This is a genomic window from Pseudomonas sp. dw_358, assembly GCF_018449655.1.
In the GTDB taxonomy this organism is placed as follows: Bacteria; Pseudomonadota; Gammaproteobacteria; order Pseudomonadales; family Pseudomonadaceae; genus Aquipseudomonas.
This window is the reverse complement of the sequence record NZ_JAAVUX010000002.1, coordinates 458,225-480,528: the sequence shown is the minus strand read 5'-3', so window position 1 is coordinate 480,528 and position 22,304 is coordinate 458,225. Positions and strand designations below refer to the sequence as shown.

19 protein-coding genes are annotated in these 22,304 nt (G+C 55.3%); 18 read left to right on the top strand and 1 reads right to left on the bottom strand.

Going from position 1 to position 22,304, the window contains the following annotated elements:
• Positions 1–502: 502 nt before the first annotated feature.
• Positions 503–961, bottom strand: coding sequence for a transposase (locus tag HB675_RS05785; RefSeq protein WP_213876593.1), 459 nt, complete (start codon positions 959–961; stop codon positions 503–505).
• Positions 962–1,217: 256 nt separating this feature from the next.
• On the opposite strand from HB675_RS05785, the gene HB675_RS05780 reads away from it, so the two are divergent.
• The 18 genes from HB675_RS05780 to HB675_RS05695 all read left to right on the top strand — a co-directional run bounded on the left by HB675_RS05780 (position 1,218) and on the right by HB675_RS05695 (position 22,260).
• Positions 1,218–1,517, top strand: a complete 300-nt coding sequence (locus tag HB675_RS05780; RefSeq protein ID WP_213876551.1) for a hypothetical protein — start codon at positions 1,218–1,220, stop codon at positions 1,515–1,517.
• A 175-nt stretch (positions 1,518–1,692) separates the two neighbouring features.
• Positions 1,693–1,986: an integration host factor subunit beta gene (ihfB, locus tag HB675_RS05775; protein WP_213876549.1), complete on the top strand. Its 294-nt coding sequence runs from the start codon at positions 1,693–1,695 to the stop codon at positions 1,984–1,986.
• A 21-nt stretch (positions 1,987–2,007) separates the two neighbouring features.
• Entirely contained in the window at positions 2,008–2,313 is a 306-nt protein-coding gene (locus HB675_RS05770; protein WP_213876548.1) for a LapA family protein, read from the top strand.
• A 209-nt stretch (positions 2,314–2,522) separates the two neighbouring features.
• On the top strand, positions 2,523–3,884 hold the full coding sequence (locus HB675_RS05765) for a phosphomannomutase (RefSeq protein WP_213876546.1): 1,362 nt from the start codon (positions 2,523–2,525) through the stop codon (positions 3,882–3,884).
• Between the two features lie 113 nt (positions 3,885–3,997).
• Positions 3,998–4,912, top strand: coding sequence for a glycosyltransferase (locus tag HB675_RS05760; RefSeq protein WP_213876544.1), 915 nt, complete (start codon positions 3,998–4,000; stop codon positions 4,910–4,912).
• 191 nt (positions 4,913–5,103) lie between these two features.
• On the top strand, positions 5,104–6,000 hold the full coding sequence (gene rfbD / locus HB675_RS05755; protein ID WP_213876591.1) for a dTDP-4-dehydrorhamnose reductase: 897 nt from the start codon (positions 5,104–5,106) through the stop codon (positions 5,998–6,000).
• Between the two features lie 5 nt (positions 6,001–6,005).
• Entirely contained in the window at positions 6,006–6,977 is a 972-nt protein-coding gene (locus HB675_RS05750; protein ID WP_345945749.1) for an NAD-dependent epimerase/dehydratase family protein, read from the top strand.
• A gap of 146 nt (positions 6,978–7,123) precedes the next feature.
• Positions 7,124–8,074 carry a glycosyltransferase family 2 protein gene (locus tag HB675_RS05745; RefSeq protein WP_213876540.1) on the top strand — a complete coding sequence of 317 codons (951 nt, stop codon included), beginning with the start codon at positions 7,124–7,126 and terminating at the stop codon, positions 8,072–8,074.
• Between the two features lie 127 nt (positions 8,075–8,201).
• Complete coding sequence (locus HB675_RS05740; RefSeq protein WP_213876538.1) at positions 8,202–9,038, top strand: ABC transporter permease; 837 nt, start codon at positions 8,202–8,204, stop codon at positions 9,036–9,038.
• Positions 9,028–10,452: an ABC transporter ATP-binding protein gene (locus HB675_RS05735; RefSeq protein WP_213876536.1), complete on the top strand. Its 1,425-nt coding sequence runs from the start codon at positions 9,028–9,030 to the stop codon at positions 10,450–10,452. The genes HB675_RS05740 and HB675_RS05735 overlap by 11 nt, the downstream gene beginning before the upstream one ends.
• On the top strand, positions 10,449–14,429 hold the full coding sequence (locus HB675_RS05730; protein ID WP_213876534.1) for a glycosyltransferase: 3,981 nt from the start codon (positions 10,449–10,451) through the stop codon (positions 14,427–14,429). Before HB675_RS05735 ends, HB675_RS05730 begins: the two co-directional genes overlap by 4 nt.
• 18 nt (positions 14,430–14,447) lie before the next feature.
• Positions 14,448–16,904, top strand: a complete 2,457-nt coding sequence (locus tag HB675_RS05725; protein ID WP_213876532.1) for a rhamnan synthesis F family protein — start codon at positions 14,448–14,450, stop codon at positions 16,902–16,904.
• A 1-nt stretch (position 16,905) separates the two neighbouring features.
• Positions 16,906–17,838 carry an NAD-dependent epimerase/dehydratase family protein gene (locus HB675_RS05720; RefSeq protein ID WP_213876530.1) on the top strand — a complete coding sequence of 311 codons (933 nt, stop codon included), beginning with the start codon at positions 16,906–16,908 and terminating at the stop codon, positions 17,836–17,838.
• Positions 17,835–18,824 carry a glycosyltransferase family 2 protein gene (locus HB675_RS05715; protein ID WP_213876528.1) on the top strand — a complete coding sequence of 330 codons (990 nt, stop codon included), beginning with the start codon at positions 17,835–17,837 and terminating at the stop codon, positions 18,822–18,824. The genes HB675_RS05720 and HB675_RS05715 overlap by 4 nt, the downstream gene beginning before the upstream one ends.
• A complete protein-coding gene (locus tag HB675_RS05710; protein ID WP_256737469.1) occupies positions 18,779–20,080 on the top strand; it encodes a glycosyltransferase in 1,302 nt (433 codons plus the stop codon). Before HB675_RS05715 ends, HB675_RS05710 begins: the two co-directional genes overlap by 46 nt.
• 162 nt (positions 20,081–20,242) lie before the next feature.
• On the top strand, positions 20,243–21,211 hold the full coding sequence (locus HB675_RS05705) for a glycosyltransferase family 2 protein (RefSeq protein ID WP_213876525.1): 969 nt from the start codon (positions 20,243–20,245) through the stop codon (positions 21,209–21,211).
• Entirely contained in the window at positions 21,204–21,878 is a 675-nt protein-coding gene (locus HB675_RS05700) for a methyltransferase (protein WP_213876523.1), read from the top strand. The genes HB675_RS05705 and HB675_RS05700 overlap by 8 nt, the downstream gene beginning before the upstream one ends.
• Entirely contained in the window at positions 21,859–22,260 is a 402-nt protein-coding gene (locus HB675_RS05695; RefSeq protein ID WP_213876521.1) for a GtrA family protein, read from the top strand. The genes HB675_RS05700 and HB675_RS05695 overlap by 20 nt, the downstream gene beginning before the upstream one ends.
• Positions 22,261–22,304 lie beyond the last annotated feature (44 nt).

Here is a 22,304-nt window from a genome sequence, read left to right as displayed (position 1 = left end):
TTGGTCGCGATGCATCCACCGCGATCCGCCCGGCACAACGCGCCACGGCCCTCGCGAGCAAGCTCTGCTCCTACGCCGGCAGTGGGTACACACCCAAACGGCGTAGGAGCCGACCTTGGTCGCGATGCATCCACCGCGATCCGCCCGGCACGCCGCGCCACGGCCTTCGCGAGCAAGCTCGGCTCCTACGCCGGCAGTGGGTACACACCCAAACGGCGTAGGAGCCGACCTTGGTCGCGATGCATCCACCGCGATCCGCCCGGCACAACGCGCCACGGCCCTCGCGAGCAAGCTCGGCTCCTACGCCAGTGGTGGGTGCACTCCCATGTGGCGTAGGAGCCGACCTTGGTCGCGATGCATCCACCGCGATCCGCCCGGCACAACGCGCCACGGCCCTCGCGAGCAAGCTCTGCTCCTACGCCAGTGGTGGGTGCACTCCCATGTGGCGTAGGAGCCGACCTTGGTCGCGATGGCCTCGCGCGGGCTTGAAGGTCAGCAACCATCACACCCAAATCGCATCCCACAGGGAATACTCTCTGACACTTTTCACCAACCCGGCTCGAACCGGGTTATTCACGACATACCGGGCCACCGCCTGCAAATCTTCCTCTCTACGTAATGCCCGATCGTGAAACCCTCGCTGCCAAATCTGTCCTTCATGTCCCATCTGTCTGTTTACCCACAATGTAGAGCGGGACTTCATTCGGCCAACCACGCTGGATAATGATCCTGCCCGTAACGTCATCAACCAATGAATGTGATCCGGCATGACTACCCAGCACAGGCTCTGTACTTCGCCGTCGTGCTCCGCCGCGCGAAATGCTTCGACCACCGGTCTCCCAGCCATCCAATCGACAAACAAACGCGTCCTGTAGTTTGTCACTACCGTCACCAAGTAGACCCTGGACACCTCGGAACAGCGAAACTTGCGTAATCCATGGCTCTTCAAATCCCCCGGCATATCCTTTGCCTCGTCCATAAGGTAGTCATATCCAGCCTACCCTTGCTGCTAACCTAAAGCGGGACCAGCTTGTTTCCATTCATGAGTTCGTAACCCTTCTGTCATCTACTTCCCGCAAGCTATTCATATTGGGTCACACTCATTGGCCCTTGCCGTCCAGCCAAACCCCAAGCATCATCAAGTCTTCATTCCCCCAGGCTTTCTGGATTTCGCTCTCATACCGAGCAGCAGCAAGCCCGCCAAGGATCGTTACCGGATGACCTTCAAGTACTTCCCGTTATTGCTGCTCCTGACCACGCTGGCCGCCTGTACCACACCGGTCAAGGTTCACAAGGTCCGCGGCCAGGACAGCCTGCAGATCAGTTGCTCGGGCCTTGGCTCCTCATGGGCGAAGTGCGAGAAAAAGGCCACACACGTTTGCCGCCCTTATGGTTACCGAGTCCTGACCAGAACCGATGATCTGAAGGACGCCGAGCCTGAAGATGGCTTCATGGGCTGGACGCCCGGCATGTACAGCCGCACTTTGGTTGTTCATTGCAACGCGGCACCGTTGTAACCCACTTTGAAGCATGCACGCTGACCTTGTTCCTGTTCGTGCAGCAAAAGCGTGCAAATCCGCTGCGCTAACCTACACCGCCCAAACAAGTCAATACGCGGGCTGTTCAAATCCGCCAAGTCATGCTAAAACCTTCGGAGTGCTTTCCTAGCTTCTTGATAAAGAAGGGAAAAATATGACGAAGTCGGAACTGATCGAACGTATTGTCACCCATCAAGGTCTACTCTCTTCCAAGGATGTCGAGCTGGCCATCAAGACAATGCTTGAGCAAATGTCCCAGTGCCTCGCTACCGGTGATCGAATCGAGATCCGCGGCTTCGGCAGCTTTTCCTTGCACTACCGTTCACCGCGCGTCGGCCGTAACCCCAAGACAGGGCAATCGGTCAGCCTGGACGGTAAATTCGTGCCTCATTTCAAGCCGGGCAAAGAGCTTCGTGACCGGGTCAATGAGGATGAAGAGCATGCTTGAGGGCGCATAAGGAGCATTCAGTTGGGCAAGCTAAGAAAGCTGGTATTGATCGTTGTATTGCTGGTGGTGGGGATTACCTGCCTGGTGTTCGTTCTGCAGAATCAGCAGGACGTGGTGTTGAATTTCCTGACCTGGTCGTCGCCGGCCATCCCGGTATCAGTATTCGTACTCTGTGGGCTGTTGCTGGGCATGCTGATCGGCCCGTTGCTGTTCAGCCTCAAACGTTTCCTGCGCCGTCGCTCGCGTCTGACGCGCGCCGAGGCCCAGCGAGTCGCTGCCGCCAAGTCAGCCAAGCCCGTGGTCACGCCGGCACCTACGGCATCTTGATTAAACAAGGGGGCGGCCGACTCCCCCCCGAGCCAGCCAGATACGGCATACCCCATGAATTAAACATTTTCGGGCTTTTCCAGGGTCTCAGGCTGGGTCAGAATGCGGGTTGCAAGGAAATATCGACCGCTGCAGAAACAAAGCGGTAGCAGCCCTGTCAATTGACGTTGCATAAACTATACGTCCAGACAATTCAGCGAGTGAGCGCCATGTACCCACCTATTCAGACACGCTGCTTCAAGGCTTATGACATCCGTGGCCAGGTACCTGCTGATCTAAACGACGACATCGCCTACCGCATCGGTCGCGCCCTTGTCTCCGAACTGCACGGCAAAGCCTACGTTGTCGGTCGCGACATGCGCCTGGAGAGCCCGGGCCTGGCCTTGGCTCTGATCAAAGGCCTGACCGAAGCCGGTGCCGACGTCCTTGACCTTGGTCTGTGCGGCACTGAAGAAGTCTACTTCGCCACCAGCCACCTCAAGGCGGATGGCGGCATCATGATCACTGCCAGTCACAACCCCAAGGGTTACAACGGCATGAAGCTGGTGCGCGAGCAATCTCGCCCCATCAGCGGTGATACTGGTCTTGGCGCCGTTCGCACGCGTGTGGAAGAAGGCAACTTCGACGAGAAGGCCGCTACTCCCGGCAAAGTGCGCGAGGCTTATGACAAGTCCGCCTACATCGACCATTTGTTGACCTACATCGACGTCAAATCCCTCAAGCCGCTCAAAGTGCTGTGTGATCCGGGCAACGGCGCAGTCGGTCCGACCCTCAAGCTTTTGGCGGAAAAACTGCCTCTTGAGCTGGTCATCATCAACGGCGAACCTGATGGCAACTTCCCCAACGGTGTGCCCAATCCCCTGCTGCCGGAAAACCGTGAGCTGACCCGCCACGCATTGCTGGAACATAACTGCGATCTGGGCCTGGCATGGGACGGTGACTTCGACCGCTGCTTCTTCTTTGACGAAAAAGGCCGCTTTATCGAAGGTTACTACCTGGTCGGCCTATTGGCGGAAATGCTGTTGATCAAAAAGCCAGGCAGCAAGATCATCCACGATCCGCGCCTGACCTGGAACACCATCGAGCAAGTGGAAGCCGCTGGCGGTGTCGCCATCCAGAGCAAGACCGGCCACGCGTTCATCAAGGAGCGCATGCGCCTGGAAGATGCCCTGTACGGCGGCGAGATGAGTGCGCACCACTACTTCCGTGATTTTGCCTACTGCGACAGTGGCAACATTCCGTGGTTGCTGGTTGTGGAGTTGATGAGCGTCAGCGGCAAGTCATTGGCGCAGTTGGTGGATGAGCGCATCGGCAAGTTCCCTTGCAGCGGTGAGATCAACTACGAGGTTGACGACGTGAAGGGCAAGATCGAGAAGATCATGGCTTTCTATACGCCGCAGAATCCGCATGTGGATCGGACGGATGGGATCAGCGTTGAGTTTGCTGAGTGGCGGTTTAGCTTGCGCGGGTCGAATACTGAGCCGTTGCTGCGGTTGAACGTAGAAAGCCGTGGAAGTGAGGCGCTGGTGGCGGAGCGGGTGGCGGAAATCGAAGCACTGATCAAGGGCTGACCCACCCAGGAAAGGCACAGCCGTTGTATCGATACGTTGCTGTGCCATTCCTGAAGGGCGATTCACCCACTCTTGAGTTCACCGACTAATGCTGCATATCAACGGGCTATGTTTTGATTGCTGGAATACCTAGGGTTGCTGTTTTGGTGGCGGCGTACAATGGCGCTGAATGGCTCGGCGAGCAACTGGCGTCCATCCAACAGCAGCAAGGTGTCTGTGTGCAGCTTTGGATTAGCGTAGACAGGTGTACTGATGACACCGTTGAGCTTTGCGCACGTTATGCCAGCGAGCACCCCAATACAAAGGTATTGCCCTTTGGTGGCCCTTTTGGTTGTGCCGCCCGAAACTTCTTTTACCTGATCTCTCAAGTCGACCTGGCGCAGGTCGACTTTGTCGCGCTGGCAGACCAAGACGACATCTGGCATTCGGATAAGTTGGCGCGAGCCGTGGCGCACCTCTCACAGACGGGAGACGCAGGTTACTCCAGCAATGTCATGGCCTTCTGGCCCGATGGGCGACGGCTGGTGCTCGAGAAGTCCCAGCCTCAGGTGAAATATGACTACCTTTTCGAGGCGGGGGGGCCTGGCTGTACCTACGTGCTGCCGACCGCGACCGCCCAGCCGCTGCAGGACCATGTGCGTGAGGTATTCAAGCCGTTATGGGATGTCAATTTTCACGACTGGTTTATCTATTCCTGGGTGCGGAGTCGCGGCCTGCGCTGGTATATCGATCCCGAACCGTCCATGGAGTACCGGCAGCATCCCAGTAACCAACTGGGTGCCAACACCAGTGTCAAATCGCTGCGCAAACGGTGGGCAGATATCGGATCAGGTCTCTGGTTCACCCAGGTTCAGTTGATCTCCCGCCTGACAGCGGCGCCGCACACCCCGGCGTTCTATCGCTATCTGTCATTTAGCAGGCGCTACCTGTTGTATCTGGCATTGAGAGCGCCTGCCTGCCGCCGCCGCCGACGCGACCAGCTTCTGTTCGCGCTGGTTTGCCTCATCTCGGCGATTTCGTTTCGATAGTTGCCATGGCGCAAGCCTGCCATTCACCGCTTGCGTGGGGTCACCGGTTACAATTGCGTGGCTGGACTCGGCTGTCGAGGTGGGTGAAAATCAATAGCTGGATTTTGCATGCAGGCTGCGGATTCAAGAGTGGTCGGCGGATAAGGACGTGGTACATGACAAGGGCGGAATCAGGCGATGCGCATTCAACCATGAAAATTCTTTTGTTGGGCAAAGACGGTCAGATCGGCTGGGAACTCCAGAGAGCGCTGGCGCCGTTGGGCGAGGTCATTGCGCTGGACCGTCATACAGCTGCGGGCGGTTTGAGTGGCGATATTTCTCGGCTTGATGCCTTGAGGACTACGCTGCGCCTTGTCATGCCAGATGTCATCGTCAATGCAGCCGCTTTTACACAGGTGGATAGCGCAGAGACCCAGCGCCACGAAGCAACGTTGATCAATACCTTGGCGGTGGGCGTTATGGCTCAGGAGGCAGAGCGTCAGGGAGCCTTGCTGGTTCATTACTCAACGGACTATGTCTTCAATGGCACGAACAATCGGCCATGGACGGAGACAGATGTGGCAGAACCGCTCAATCATTATGGGATGAGCAAGTTGGGGGGGGAGCAGGCCATCCAACTGTCGGGATGCCGCCATCTGATACTGCGTACCAGTTGGGTTTACAGTGCTCGGCGCAGTAATTTTGCCAAAACTATCCTGCGTCTGGCGGCTGAGCGAGATTCGCTGAATGTCATCAACGATCAGGTCGGGGCTCCCACGGGAGCAGCGCTCCTCGCAGATGTCGCGGCTCAATTGATCCCTGCTGTGCACCGTGACGGTGCGGTGGGCGGCCTTTATCACGTCTGCAATGCCGGTGAAACATCATGGTATGAATACGCGAAATTCTTGATCGACCGTGCGCAGCATCATGGTGCGCGCTTGAAAGCCCATAGCCTCAACGGGGTTGCCAGTACAGAGTACCCATCGATTACGGTCCGCCCTTTGAACTCCCGCATGAGCACGCACAAGTTGACCTCGGAATTTTCGCTGTACCTCCCTCATTGGCAGCTCAGTGTCGAGAACACGCTCAGGGAGCTGCTTGGGCAATGACGGGTATGTCCAAGGTGTTCGTCACGGGTGCCAGTGGTTTTGTGGGCGGGGCAATTGTTGCGCGACTGGTGGAAGATGCTGTTGATGAGCCGGTGGCAGGAATACGCTCGGTCCAGTCTGTAATTTCATCTGTGCAGAGCCGGCAATATGACCTCGACACCCCCTTGTCGCTACCCATGCTCGACGACATCGACACCGTAATACATGCTGCTGCGCGAGTTCATGTGATGGCTGCCGAGGATCCGCAATCGGCTCTGGCAGCTTTCCGTCAAAGCAATGTCGAGGGAACGCTGGCTCTGGCTCGGCATGCTGCACATTCCGGGGTGCGGCGCTTCATATTTGTCAGTTCGATCAAGGTCAACGGTGAGCAAACACAGAACGGCACAGCTTTTGCTGCGCGTGATGTGCCTGCGCCGGAGGATGCCTATGGTCTGTCCAAGCTAGAGGCCGAAACAGGCCTGAGGGAGCTGGCCGGGCGAACTTCTATGGACATCGTTATCGTCAGGCCGCCGCTGGTTTACGGGCCAGGGGTGAAGGCTAACTTCGAAAGCATGCTGGCGTGGCTGATCCGCGGTTGGCCGTTACCTCTGGGCGCGGTTGACAATCGGCGCAGCCTGGTAGGTCTCGACAACCTGGTGGATCTCATAGTGACCTGCATCCACCACCCGCTGGCCGCTGGTCGAGTTTTTCTGGTGAGCGACGGTGAAGATATCTCGACCACGAGGCTGCTCCGCGTTCTCGCCAAAGCTCTGGGTTCCAAGACCGTGTTGCTCCCTGTACCTATGGGGCTGCTCAAGGCAGCCACGATGTTGATAGGGCGGGGTAAGGTTGGACAAAGGCTGTGCGGGTCGCTGCAGGTCGATATCCGGGAAACGCGAGAGGTACTCGGCTGGGCGCCGATGGTATCCCTCAAGGAGGGTCTACGCCGGACAGCCCGGGCCAGGAAGCAACGTATCAGGAAGCCTGATTTTACCTGAATTCCGATGCCTGTCCGAAATGATACGATGCTGTAGCTTTGCTATTAAAAACGTTAGACTCTATCGCTTCTGCTAATTAGGTAGGTCTGTTTGATTGCCATTGAAAGGATCTTCAATTTGTCTGTTGACAGCCGAGCTCAGTCATAATGACGATGCCGATCAAGGACTCGAGTACGACGCCCTGTGTCGCGGTTTTACTCTGCACATTCAATGGCGGCCGCTATTTGGCTGAACAGCTGGACTCAATTTCGGCACAGACCTGCGGAGATTGGGTTGTCTACGCCTCAGACGATGGCTCGACCGATGGCACGCTTGCCATCCTTTCAAATTATCAGGCAGCGTGGGGCCATGACCGCCTCAAGATTTTTAAAGGGCCCAGACAGGGCTTCTCCAAAAATTTTCTTTCGGTTCTAGGCAGGGCCAGCGGGCATCACCGGTTCTACGCCTTCTGCGATCAGGACGATCGATGGCACGCCGAAAAGCTGGAACGGGCGGCAGATTGGCTCACCCTGCAGCCTGATGAAGTCCCAGCGCTTTATTGCGGTCGTACCCGCGTGGTGGATGAGGCGGGTAAGGAAAGCGGCTTTTCTCCTCTGTTCAACAAGCCTCCCACATTCAAAAATGCCCTGACCCAGAACATTGCCGGCGGCAACACCATGGTGATCAATGCCGGGGGCTGCCGCGTACTCGCCCTGACGCCCAGTGATATGCCGCTGGTCTGCCATGATTGGTGGGCTTACTTGCTCATCACTGGGTGTGGCGGCAAGGTCCATTACGACAAAGTCCCCACATTGGATTATCGGCAGCACGCCGAAAATATAATCGGTGCTGGCATCACTCTGAGAAGTCGAGTCTTTCGACTGCAACGGTTATTGGGCGGTACATTCTCCGAGTGGAACGAGCGCAATATCAGCGGGCTGAGGCGGGTGCAAGATCATTTGACACCGATGAATCTAAACGTCCTGGAACGGTTTGATCGCGCCCGGCAGGCATCCTTATTACCCAGGGTGTTTCTAATCGCCTCAAGCCGGCTGTACCGCCAGACGGTCTTTGGTAATCTGGGCCTGGCGTTGGCTGTCTTGATAAAAAGAATTTGAATATGACTCGATTTACATTGGGCTGCCAGGCACGTCACTTTCAGTTATGCCATTGTCGCCACGTCGAACCAGGGCGTTCCGTAGCAGACGGCATGGCTTATCCATTTCTTGAAGTTCAGGTATTTTAATGAGTGCTTCACCCGTAAATTGCACCCTGCTAGGACTGGTTAAAAGTTTAGTGGTTCACCGGCATCTTATTTTTCAGATGACCAAGCGTGAAGTTGTTGGCCGCTATCGGGGGTCAGTGCTCGGTTTGCTGTGGTCTTTTTTGAATCCGTTGCTGATGTTAAGTGTTTATACGTTTGTTTTTTCTGTGGTGTTCAAGTCTCGCTGGGGCATTTCGCCCCCCGGTACCGCAGAAAGCAAAACGATGTTTGCCATCATGTTGTTTACCGGGCTGATTGTGCACGCTGTTTTTGCCGAAGTCATCAATCGAGCGCCCAGTATTGTTTTGAGTAACGTCAACTATGTCAAAAAAGTCGTGTTTCCTCTGGAAATCTTGCCGGTGGTCACGTTAGGGGCGGCATTGTTCCACAGTCTGGTCAGTGTGTTCGTGTTGTTGCTGGCTTATACAGCGTTTCAGGGGGTGCCTCATGTCACTGTGCTGTTGGCCCCGTTGGTCATATTGCCACTATTGCTCATGACGCTGGGTTTTGCCTGGATGCTTGCCTCTCTTGGGGTCTATTTGCAGGATGTCGGACAAACGACCGGCATCATTACCACCATCATGCTTTTTCTTTCGCCGGTTTTTTTCCCCGTGCACTCATTGCCCGTGCAATACCAGTCCATCATTCTGCTTAATCCGCTGACGTTCATCATCGAACAGATGCGCGAGGTCCTGGTGTGGGGTCGCCTGCCCGATTTTTTCGGACTTGGCATCTATCTGGTGGCCGCCCTGCTGGTTGCGGCGGCCGGTTATGCATGGTTCCAGAAAACGCGCTCGGGGTTTGCTGATGTCCTCTGATATTTTACTGTCTGACCCGGTTCTAGCGACGCCGGTCTCGGCGTCTCCTTTGGCGATTCGAGTTTCCGGCCTGAGCAAGTGCTTTCATATTTATGATCGCCCGCGTCAACGGCTGCAGCAGTTATTGGTGGCCCCTGTCAAAAAACGGATGGGCCGCACGGACGTCAAGTACTACAGGGAATTCTGGGCGCTCAAGAATATAAACTTCGAGGTCGCCAAGGGTGAAACTGTCGGTATCATTGGCAAGAACGGGTCCGGTAAGTCCACGTTGTTACAGATTATTTGCGGTACATTGAGTCCGACGGCAGGGGATGTTCAAGTCAATGGTCGGATCGCTGCCTTGCTGGAGTTGGGGTCGGGATTCAATCCCGACTTTACTGGCCGGGAGAACGTGTACCTCAATGGCACCATCCTGGGGCTGTCACGCCAGGAGATTGATCAGCGATTTACCGAGATTGAAGCCTTCGCGGATATCGGCGATTTTATCGATCAGCAGGTCAAGTCGTACTCGAGCGGGATGGCCGTTCGGCTGGCCTTTGCCGTAGCGATCAATGCGGATCCAGAAATCCTGATCGTTGATGAAGCGTTATCGGTGGGAGACGAACTGTTTCAGCGGAAATGTTTTTCAAGAATCGAGGCGATCCGGCAGAAAGGCGCCACCATCTTGTTTGTATCGCATGCTGGAAGTGCCATCGTGGAGCTGTGTGACCGGGCGATCTTGTTGGACAGCGGTGACATGTTGACCGAAGGTTTACCCAAGCAAGTGGTGGGTAACTATCAAAAAATGCTGTATGCCGCTTCTGATAGACGGTCGATCATACGTCAGCAAATCATTTCTGGAGCGCTGGCCACGGGTGTGGCGGCGTTGCCTTCCGAGGACCTCGCGTCGAACCCGGAGCCCACGACGGATGAAAGTTTTGATCCCGGGCTCAAGCCTGACAGCACGATAGAGTACGAAGACAAGGGGGCCCGTATCAGGGAGCCTGGTATTTACACCATGACGGGCGTCAGGGTAAACAACCTGGTGCGCGGGCGGCAGTATCGCTATCGCTATACAGTGGATTTTTCTCGGTTGTCAGAGCGGGTAAGGTTCAGCATGCTGATCAAGACCGTCAGCGGGGCCGAACTCGGTGGCGCCATGTCGGCCCCTACCGTAGCCGAAGCATTAGAGTGGGTAGAGGCGGGTGCCTGTGTGAATGTACAGTTTGAATTCACCTGCCGTCTCACCGCGGGCGTCTATTTTTTGAACGCCGGCGTCACCGGGATATCCGACCAAATCGAAACATTCCTGCATCGCGCTCTTGATGTAGCCGCTTTTCGCGTCATGCCCGAATCCCAAAGTCTTGCGACGAGTATTGTCGACTTTAACTGCGTTCCGACGCTACATTTTGTTGAAGGCGTTTTGACTTCATGAGTGCAAAAAAAATCATCATTGTGTTGGGCATGCACCGCAGTGGCACCAGCGCGCTTACCCGAGCACTCGACACACTGGGCGTGTCTTTGGGCAGTAATCTGCATCCCGCAGGTCCGGACAATCCGACGGGCTTTTGGGAGGACAGCGACGTCATTGCATTGAATAACGAGCTGTTGACCCATTTAAACTCCGCCCACGATCTGATGGGGGTGGTAGAGCCTGATCTGTTCAGCGTCCCCAGTATCGTTGAGTCGTTAGAGCATGCAAAACAGTTGCTGCTGACCAAGACCACGGGTCTCGATGTCTGGGGGATGAAGGATCCGCGGATCGCCAGGTTATTACCGTATTGGTCCCGCGTGCTCGGCGAACTGGGGTGGGAAGTCGGGTATGTCATTGCCCTGCGTAATCCACTGAATGTGGCCGCGTCGCTGGCGGTTCGTAACCACATGCCGAGTGTCAAAGCCTATGTACTTTGGTTGGAGCATATGCTCCAGGCTGTCGCTCACTCCGCCCGGCATAAGCGTTTGGTCGTTGAGTACGATGAACTGCTGGAAGCGCCTCGGCAACAGCTTGAGCGAATAGCTGCAGCGCTGGAACTCGTTCCCCCTACGCAAGAGGCATTCAAGACTTACGCAGAAGAGTTTCTCGATACAGGTCTGCGCCATGGCAACCATGACGCTGCGGAACTGGTCGCTCTGGAAGATGACCATCCATTGCTTGTCCGGACGTATCGCCTGCTGCACGAGTGCTCACTCGATCGTCTGTCCCTGGACAGCACTGAGTTTGAGTCGCGCCTCGCGCCTTTGATGACTGAGCTGAAGCAGATGGCGACGCTCACTCGGCTCACGACAGCAGCAGAGCTTGCTCACGTCATGGCGAATCAGGGTATCGTCGAAAGAGATACCCGGCTCATTGAGCTCGCTGCCCGTTTGAATGAAGCAACGCTGCCGTTACCCGAGATGAACTTGGAATGGGTGACCACCCAGGCAGAATTGGTTGCATTGGTCAGCGAGCGTGACGAGCTTTTGGCTGAACGTGAAGAAGTCTTGTCAAGACAGCAGAGCCTGCGCAAAAAAATCGAAGAGGCTCAGCTGGCGCATGATCAGCTGCTTTTCCAAAATCGGGACGCCACGCAAGCGATCCAGCAATTCACGGTGCAAAACGAAGCGCTAAGTCAGCAGTTGCTAGCGATTTCGGAGCACGCTGCGGCACAACGGTCGGAGCTTCAGTTGCTACGGCCCCTTCAAGAGCGCTTGCTGGAGCAGGTCGAGGTACTGGCTCGTGCATGGCGCTCTTTCTTCAGTTTGCGCGCCTGGCGCATGCTCAACATGGTTGCGAAAGATAAAGCATTGCCACGGGTCACGCTGGCAGACGGCGTCGCTTTTGACGAGGCGTTTTATTTGCAAGCGTATCCCGATGTCGCTCAATCCGGTCTTTCACCTGTTATTCACTTTCTCTGCAATGGGGTGCAGGAAGGACGACTGGGTTCACCTGCGGTCCCGTCTTTTGCTGACGTCACGGCCTTGGAACGGGACCTCTCTGATGATGCTCCCCTGGAGGGTTCACAGGGGTCCGTGATCCGCGCTGAGCCGGCAGCTCGAATTGCTCCGGATGAAGTGGCTGACAGCGTCGTATTTGACCCTGAATTCTATCTGGCAATGTATGCGGATATCGCGGCCAGCGAGGTGGATCCTGAACTGCATTTTATCAACCATGGGCAGTTCGAGGGTCGGCTGGGTTGTGTCCCTGCCATCAGATTGAGTCGTCCACTCGATACCTTCGATCCTTTGAAGCAGACGGTCTTGCTGGTCAGTCACGAAGCGTCACGCACCGGGGCCCCTGTCTTAAGCTTAAACATAACAGAACGGTTGACTCAAAATTTCAACGTGGTGGTCCTGCTGTTTGGTGGTGGGCCGCTGCTCAACGCCTTCAGTGCAGCAGGTGCAAGCGTTGCTGGTCCGATTTCACGAGCCCATCCCGTAGCCGTCCAGTGGGCGTTGAACGCATTCTTGGACAGCGTTAAATTTGAGTTTGCGATCGTCAACAGTCTGGATTCGTATCTCGCGTTACAACCCTTGGCAGAACGGTTTATTCCAACCGTCAGTTTGATTCATGAGTTCGCTGTCTATACCCGGCCGCGGGTGGCTATTCAAAATGCCCTGCTGTGGGCGAGCCAGACTGTATTTTCAGCCGATGTCACACTTGAAAGTGCCGCCTTGGTCATCCCGGAGCTGAGAAATTGCGAGCTGGCGGTACTCCCGCAAGGTAAAAGCGAGGTACCCGGAGAAATGGGTTTTAAAGACGAGGTGTCTGCCGAGAAGGCACGCCTGCATCATGCCATCCGGCCCCGGGGTGAAGCAGATGACAGTATCGTGATACTCGGGGCGGGACGGGTACAAATTCGCAAAGGCGTGGATTTGTTTATTGAGTGCGCGACACGCGTGCTCAACTCGGAGGTTGGGTCGCGGTGTCGGTTTGTCTGGATTGGCGACAATTACGATCCCGAAGTTGATATCGCCTACTCGGTCTATCTCTTTGATCAGATTCAACGTGCCGGCATCGCTGATCGATTTAGTGTCATCACTGAGACCGCCCTGATTCAGGAAGTCTACAGCCTCAGCGATATGCTCGTGGTCACGTCCAGGCTGGATCCTTTGCCTAACGTGGCTATCGATGCTTTGATGTGCGGACTGCCCGTCTTGTGTTTTGACCGAACCACGGGTATCGCGGATATCCTGACGCGTCACGGATTAGGAGACCCCTGCGTCGCGCAGTACCTCGACACAGCGGACATGGCCATGAAAGTCATTGCGCTGGCTAGCTCGGACGCGGAAAGAACCCGGGTAGGGTCGCTAAGCAAGGAAGTGGCCTTGCAGGTTTTCGACATGCCAGCCTATGTTGATAAGCTGGTTGACATGGCCGACCGTCACGTCAGTACGCTGCAATTAGAATGGGCAGATACTGTCACCATTGCCGAGTCAGAGTTGTTTGATCCCGGCTACTACCCCCCCGCAGGGCTCGACTTGCACGATGCGTTAACGGCAAGTCGAAGGTATGTTCGCTCCTGGTCGCGGGGAATCCTGCGCCGCAAATTCTTTCCGGGTTTCAACCCTGCGGTCTATCAGGACCTCAACCGAGCGGCGGTGGGACCGCAGGACCCATTGGCTCATTATCTCAGAGCGGGGCGACCTGAAGGGGTGTGGGATACTCAACACCTTGATTGGCGCGAGGTCCCATTTGAGCTCATCAAATGCCAATCACGCCTCTACCTGAGCGTTGCATCCACGGAGCAGCTAGCCGCTGTCCTCAAAAAGCTGGACGACAGTTTCGCCCGTGTGGATGTGGTGCTGTTGGTGCCTGATGAAGCAACAAGCCTCATGATGAGTCAATGGCTCAAAGCCGAGCTTCAAGTCCCGATGAAGACGGTGGTCAGTCGCGGGTGTCCGATGCAGACGATGTTGGCGCATTTGTCCACGTCATCATATAAGTCTCTCGACATGATCGGTCATATTGATATGGCGATTGCCCCTCCCGCGAGTGATTTTACGTCTTCATCGGCCTATCACCACTACGTGCTCGAAAATCTTGTCGGCGGCATCCATCCTGCGTTGAAAGCGATCGGCTGGCAGTTCACGGGGGCGCAGGGAACGCCCCTCAACGGCCTGGTGTTTCCAGAGGACCCCAATCTCGAGTTTCTGCCGGCTGAAGCAAGTTTGTTATCATCTCTTTGCGACGCGCTCGGCTTCCCCCGGCCCGCTTCCCAACACGCCTCTTATCCGGTCAACGGCGCGTTCTGGGCGGTCCCTGGGACCCTCATTCCCTTGGTCGAGAACATCCCTGTATGGACGGATTTTCTGGAAAGCCAGAAAGCTGATGTGCGGTCACGAGAAAGGATCCTCACGCGGCTTCTTCCGCAAGCGTGTGCCCGCGGGAATATGGGCGTTTCCACGACCGTTGTTTCGGGCGTCACCTACTAACTTTAGCGCAGTCATCGAATGAGCCAGATAAATAAACCATTGCGCGGTAGTGGCGCGCGACTAAAAAAGATGTTTTTGGCCAAGGGCCAGGGGCTGTACGCCAGAGCCTTTGTGGCGCTGCGTGGCAAAGAGGTAGAATTTGACGCTGAATTTTACCTTAACCAATATCCAGATATTCGTGATGCGGGTGTTGATCCCTTCAGCCATTTTGTTTTTCATGGTCAGAAGGAAGGTCGGGTGGGCAAATCACCAACCCTCGCCACTGAAAGCGAGTTTGCCCAGCTCGACCCTGCACGTGAGACCGTCATGGTGATCAGTCATGAGGCGTCCAGGACAGGCGCTCCCGTGTTGAGTCTCAACCTGATCATTGAGCTCAAACGTCGCTACAACGTTATTGCAATGATTTTGGGTGGCGGCGAACTCGAAGAAGAGTTTCGTCTGTCCGGGGCCTTGGTTATTGATTCCAAGGGGCTAAGAGCGAGCCCCGACCACGCACGCTTGTTAATGGACAAAATATGCCGTGCGTGCCCGATCAAGTACGCCATCGTCAACAGTGTCGAGTCCAGGGTCGTGCTCACCGGATTGGCCGCGAACTTTATTCCCACCCTCACCCTGATCCACGAGTTCACCGCTTACACTCGCCCCAAAACGGCGTTTCTGGAAGCGATGTTTTGGTCTACGCGGACGGTGTACTCTTCGAAGGTCATCCATCAGAGCGCGGTGAGAGAGCTTCCGGTGTTGGCACATTGCCCAGTGGAGATTCTGCCTCAGGGTCGATGTGAGGTCACGTTCTCCGAGACGGATCTTGAGTCGCTTCGACATGAGGAGGAAAGGCTGCGTAGCGTCTTCCTGCAACTGAAGGGTGATCACAAGCGTATCGTCCTCGGCGCTGGGTTGATTCAGCTACGTAAAGGCGTTGATTTGTTTATTGATTGTGCGACGCGTATTCTTGAACTCGGAGAAATGGATAACTTACATTTTGTCTGGGTGGGTAAAGGCTACGACCCCGAGCGAGACATTCAATATTCTGCTTATCTGTATGACCAAGTGCTTCGGGCGGGCCTGGAAAATCATGTTACTTTTATTCCTGAAACCACGGCCATAAAAGTTGCCTATGAAGAAGCCTCGGCTGTTCTCATCACGTCCAGGCTGGATCCTTTGCCCAATGTGGCTATCGATGCGATGAGCGTGGGGCTTCCAGTCCTGTGCTTTGACCGCACTACGGGCATTGTGGACGTGTTGGAGGCGTGTGGTGAAGCTGAAGCCTGCGTCGCACGTTACCTTCACGTGCCGGACATGGCGACCAAGCTCATCGCGCTGCTTGGCGACCCGGAAGCCTTTTCCCGGGTCTCCAAAGTGATGCAAGCACATGCCACTCAGGCGTTCTCGATGCCTGCCTATATTGCAGGGTTGGAGGAGGTGGCCTTGGGAGCCATAGCCCAGGCCCGGCAAGAACGGCTTGACTATGAAACCATCGCCGCCTCAGGCCTCTACCGGTCGGATTTTATTCCGCGCTACCTGAGATCGCCCAGTGAGTTTGATACGCTGCGGACATTCATTCGAGCATGGGCGACGCAGATCGAAGAGCGCAAGTTATTCCCAGGGTTTCATCCCGGTATATTCGCCGAGCAGTCAGACGATTATGTGGTGGGCCATGATCCTTTGGCGTCCTATATCAGAGCAGGGCAACCGAACGGGCCTTGGCGCAGTGACCTGCTGACCCCTTCCTCGCCGGTGTCGTCCATACCGCCAGGCACGCGCATTGCCATGCATGTGCATGTTTTTTACGCGGATTTGTTTGAGGAAATGTTGGCGTGTCTGGCTAGGAATACGGTCAGGCCAGATCTGTTCCTGAGCGTGCCGACGGAACAGGTAAAGTCAGCGCTTGAGGAAATTTGCAAGGCCTATGATGGCAAGGTCATAGCGATTGAGGTCGTCCCGAACAAAGGCAGGGACATTGGTCCTTTCATCAGTGCATTTGGCAAGCGCCATCTTCGCGAGTATGACATTGTCGGGCATCTGCACACAAAGAAGAGCAAGCATCAAGATAATCCGGAAGTAGGACGGATATGGTACGATTTTTTACTTGAGAATCTGCTCGGTAAAGAATTTCCGATGGCCGATATAATAATCTCAAGGATGTTGCAAGACCCGGAGGTGGGCATTGTGTTTGCTGACGACCCACACATTGTTGACTGGGGGCTCAATCTACCGTATGCCCAAGTGCTCCAAGAAAAAATCGGCATGCCGGTACTGCCACGGCATATTGTGTTTCCGGTCGGTACTATGTTTTGGGTGCGAGCCGACAGTCTGCGTTTGCTGGATGACCAAGGATTGTCCTGGTCGGACTATCCTGAAGAACCCACGCCCTATGATGGCAGCATTCTGCATGCGCTTGAGCGCCTGGTGCCGCTGGTGGCAAAACACCATGGTCATTCGCTAGTGCTGACCAATATTAAAAATATCACGAGATAATATGAATATTCTTATTTTTGGCGGCGGCGGATTCATCGGCTCAGCGATCGCTGATCGACTGTTGAAGGATGGTCATGCTCTGCGGATTTTCGAGCGTCCACGGGTACAGCCTTATCGTGATTTTTTGGCGCATGAATCAGTCGACTGGGTGACCGGCGATCTGACCAGCAATCACGATGTGGGGGAAGCACTCGAGGGACAGGACGTTGTCCTGCACCTGGTCTCGACCACGCTGCCGAAAACTTCCAACGACGATCCTATCTACGATGTCCAGAGCAATCTGGTCGGCACCTTGCAGATGCTCAATGCGATGGTGGAAAAAAAGGTCTCGCGGATCCTGTTTATTTCTTCCGGCGGGACAGTCTATGGGGAACCGGTTTATTTACCGATCGACGAATCACATCCGACTGAGCCGTTGGTGTCCTATGGCATCACCAAGCTGACCATCGAGAAGTTTTTGCTGATGTACCAGCATCTGCACGGTATTGACGCGACGATCATGCGGGTTACCAATCCCTATGGTGAGCGTCAACGTGTTGAAACGGCTCAAGGCGCCGTCGGTGTGTTCCTCAGCAAAGCGCTCAAGCATGAGCCGCTGCAGATTTGGGGAGATGGTAGTGTCACGCGCGATTATGTCTATGTCTCCGATGTCGCTGACGCCTTTGCCGCTGCCATCGCCTACAAAGGCGAATGCAGCGTGTTCAATATCAGCTCGGGCGTCGGCGTGACCATCAATCAGTTGATCGAGCGTATCGAAGGTACGCTGGATCGTCCAATCGACCGTGTTTATTCGGCGGGCCGCCCGTACGATGTTCCTGTCAGCGTTCTTGATAACGGGCGCGCTGCCACCGAGCTTGGCTGGTCTCCCAAAGTGGGCATGGACGAGGGCCTGCGACTGACGGCTGCGTGGATGGCCAGGTCGATCGCTAAATGAACGCAGCGCAGCCCAAGGTTTCTGTGGTGATACCCACAAAGAATGGTGGGCGTCTTTTTCGTGAGGTCATGGCCTCTCTGATGGCTCAGGAAACTGACTGGCCTTTTGAGGTCATTGTGGTCGACTCGGGCTCCAGAGACGATACGGCACAGGTCGCGCGCAGTTTTGCGGGCGTCAAGGTCATGACCATCGACCCGGCCGAGTTCCAACATGGTCGCACCCGAAACCTGGCCATCCAGCAGACCTCGGGCGAATACATAGCGCTCATCACCCAGGATGCACTGCCAGTGGGTCGCTACTGGCTAAGCGAGTTGGTCAAAGCCATCGAGCAAGACGACCAGATTGCCGGTGTTTTTGGCCGGCATCTGGCTTATCAAGAAGCGCCTGTCTTCACCCATCAGGAATTGGAACAGCATTTTTCCGGTTTCCAAGCGCAGCCCGTGGTGCAGCTTCTGGATCGCGAGCGCTATTCCCGTGATCCTGGGTACCGGCAACTGCTGTACTTCTTCTCTGACAACAATGCGGTGATACGCCGCTCCGTCTGGGAGAAGCATCCCTATCCCGAGGTCGACTTCTCTGAGGACCAAGCCTGGGCACGACGTATCATCGAGGCTGGTTTCAAGAAGGCTTACTGTCATGACGCCGTGGTGTATCACTCGCACACCTATGGTCTGTGGGAAAGATTCCAGCGCAGCTTCGATGAGAGCATGGCATTGGAAGGCCTGTTTCACTATGGCCAGGCCAAGGGACCGGTGGTGCTGTTGCGCCGCTGGGTCGGTTTGACATTGCGTGACGTGCAGACGGTGCGCCGGCATCTTTTTCGGCTGGGTTGGAGGGGTGTGGCGGACGCGGTCAAAATGCCGCTGGATAACTTCATGCGGGTTTTGGGTGGATGGCTAGGCGCTCGGGAAGATCTGCACACTCCCAGGCTTGTGGCGTTTTGTTCACTGGACAAGAAATTGAAACGAGTCAAAAACGCATCGTGAATATTCACCTGTTGTCTTCGCAGATCAGAAAATCACTCCAGCACATCCGCCAGGAAGGCCTGGGTTCATTCCTGAAAATATTGGACCGTCGGCTGAAAAGCTCACGCTCGCTACTGACTAAACCCGATATCGAGTACGCGTACCGTTTTTTGTGGTGTACCCCAGCGGTGCAAGTACCCGACGTGTCATTGGCGCAAGGACAGCGTTCGATCAACTGGTACATCCCGGCGATCGGCAAGGGCTCTGGCGGGCATCTGAATATTTTTCGTTTCATGAAATATCTGGAGCGTAATGGGTTTACCAGTCGGGTCATCGTAGTGGACGATGAAAGCCCATTGTCGATTGCCAAGGTGAAAGCACAGATCTCCCAATGGTTCGGGATGGAAATCGCGGATGTCCGGTATGTCAAAGAGGGGGTACCCAGCGCGGCCATCAGCATCGCCACCTCTTGGCAAACCGCTTATGCGTTGCGCAATCTGCAGGCGCTCACCCACAAATGCTATTTTGTGCAGGACTACGAGCCCTGGTTTTACCCCGCGGGCAGCGAATATGCCCTGGCCGAACAAACCTACCATTTCGGCTTCGAGGGTTTTACTGCGGGAGGTTGGCTGGCGGGCAAACTGGCGGACGAATTCGGTATGCCGACGTTGGCGCTGGGTTTCTCTTATGATCGAGCTTTGTACAGCCCTGCGCCCAGCGCGCAGCGCCCGGCCAGCAAGCGGGTTTTCTTCTATGTTCGGCCGCCCACCGCGCGCCGTGCCTTTGATCTCGGCGTGTTGGTACTGGCGGAACTCAATCGTCGTGTTCCAGATTTGACCGTTGTGGTTGCAGGTTGGGATGTGCGGCACTATGCACTGCCTTTTCGTTGCGAGCATGCCGGCTTGCTGGATCCCTCCGAGCTCGCGCGGTTGTATGGCTCCTGCGATGCTGCGTTGGTCCTTTCTTTCAGCAATCTGTCGCTGTTGCCTTTGGAAATCATGGCCTGTGGCGTTCCTGTGGTCAGCAACCGGGCGGCTTGCACCGAGTGGCTATTAACGGATGATATTGCCGTACTGGCCAGGCCTACGGTGGAAGATCTGACGGGCGCGCTGGAGAAAGTCTTGTCGTCGGCTGATCTGGCGATGCAGTTAAGTACCGATGCGTTAGCTTTTGCGGCCGCGACCGATTGGGATGCGGAGGGAGAAAAGATGGCGGTTCGGTTACGTACACTGCTAGTGGACGCCACCACGGCGACAGAGATCGATGCCCCCGCTTGAGGGGCGCTTGGCTGGTAAAGTAGGGGAACACGGGTTAGAGTAATCCGCGTTTGGGAACCCTGAAGGGCGTGCAGTCTGAAACTGGAAAGTTACAGATTTTGACAGGGACCCGGGGACGTTGAAACTTCTCGTCACGCCAATTCTTGAGAATGATCACTGAACATGATAGATGCCCATGACCCGAGTATTAAGCTATCGATTGTTGTGCCGGTATATCGCAGTGCCAGCATTCTCCCGGCGCTGGTAGAAAAAACTCAGGCCGCACTGGTAAAAGAGGGGTTGGAGAGGGATTTCGAGTTGATTCTGGTCAGTGACGCGAGTCCTGATAACAGTTGGGCAGTCATCCAGGCTCTGGCGTCGGAGCATTCATTTATTCGCGGCATCAACTTGCGCCGTAACGCAGGGCAGCACAATGCCGTGATGGCCGGTTTAAATCATGTGCGTGGTGAGCTGATCATTTTGATGGATGATGACCTGCAGCATCCTCCCGAGGCCATCGGTAACATGATCAAAGCGCTGCAAGGCGGGTACGATGTTTGCTATACCCGCTACGTCAACCGCCAGCACACTTGGTGGAAGAAGGCCGGCAGCCGCTTCAATGACCGTGTGGCCACCTTGCTTCTGGACAAACCCAAAGGGTTGTACCTTTCCTCATTCAAGGCCCTGCGTCGCGAAATCGTCAAAGAGGTCATCAAGTATGATGGCCCTTATGCGTACGTCGATGGGCTCATTCTTGATGTGACGCGTTCGATCACCACCGTGGATATCGTCCATCAGGCCCGTCACGAAGGGGAGAGTAACTATAATTTACGTCGATTGTTTTCCCTGTGGTTGAAAATGGCGACCAGTTTTTCAATTTTTCCTCTGCGGCTGGCGACGTACCTCGGCTTTGGGCTCGCGGCATTGAGTCTGCTCATGGTGGTGTTCGTGATTGTTGCCAAAAGCTTGCATCCTGAGTTTCCACCTGGCTGGGCATCATTGATTGCGGTGGTGCTGTTTATTGGCGGCGTTCAGACGTTGTGTATTGGTATGGTGGGAGAGTATCTAGGTCGCGCCTATCTCAAGTTGAATGCCAAGCAGCAGTTTATCGTCGGCAGTACCACATGGCAGGGGGAGGGCTCCCGTGAGTAAACCAGAGTTCGACAAGTTTGCAGATGGGTATGATCGCGTCTTGGGTGAAACCATACCGGATGGCCTGAACGAGAATACCTATTTTGCCGAGTACAAAATAGCGTTGATGGCCGACCGCCTTGCGCACAAGAAAGTCTCCAGGATTTTGGACTTCGGGTGCGGAGCAGGCCGTAGCCTGCCTTACTTGAAGCAGTATTTTCCCAACAGCGAAATATGGGGCTACGATGTGTCCCCTGAGTCATTGAAGGTGGCAGCCAGTCACTCACCCGAGGCCCACTTTTTCAGCGATTGGAGCGCGCTTGGCGACATTCGATTCGATGCAATTGTCGCGGCTAATGTCTTCCATCATATTCCCCTGGAACAGCGCTTGCAGGCCTTGACCCTGTGTCGGAAGTCTCTGGGCACTGGTGGGGAAATGTTCATGTTCGAACATAATCCATATAACCCCATGACCCGCTGGATATTTGAGCGCTGCCCCTTCGATGCCGATGCCCACATGTTGAATCTGAGGTCTGCCTTGGCGTTGACCCGAGAAGCTGGTTACTCATCCGAGCAGCATGCCTACACGCTCTTCTTCCCGAAACCGCTGGCGTTTATGCGACCCCTGGAGCCATTCCTGAAGCGACTGCCCCTAGGAGCGCAATATTATGTCCAGATGGCGGTCTGAATCCCTCTATCTGGGGCGCTATGTGGGCAGCGGCGCTGCCAATACAGTAGTAGGCTTCGCGGTAATTTTTATTGCTATGGGCGCTGGATTATCCCCGCTGGTCGCGAACATGTGCGGCTATGCTGTAGGGTTTGTGCTGGGGTTCGTGCTGTCAAAGAAAGTGGTTTTTCGCAGCGAGGGCGCTTTTGTCAAGGAAAGCATCCGTTACCTGATTGCGTTCATCATCGCTTTTCTGCTGAATGTTTTTGTTCTGCATCTGGCGATCACCCTGGTGGGGTTACCCCCTGTGATTGCCCAGATCGTCGCGGCCGTCGTTTACACGGCGGTGATGTATCTGTTGACACGCTTCTATGTGTTCGCACCGTCACATAGAATAAGTTGATGGGGTGGAGTATGCCCATTCTAGAATGCTTTTTTGCTGTGGGA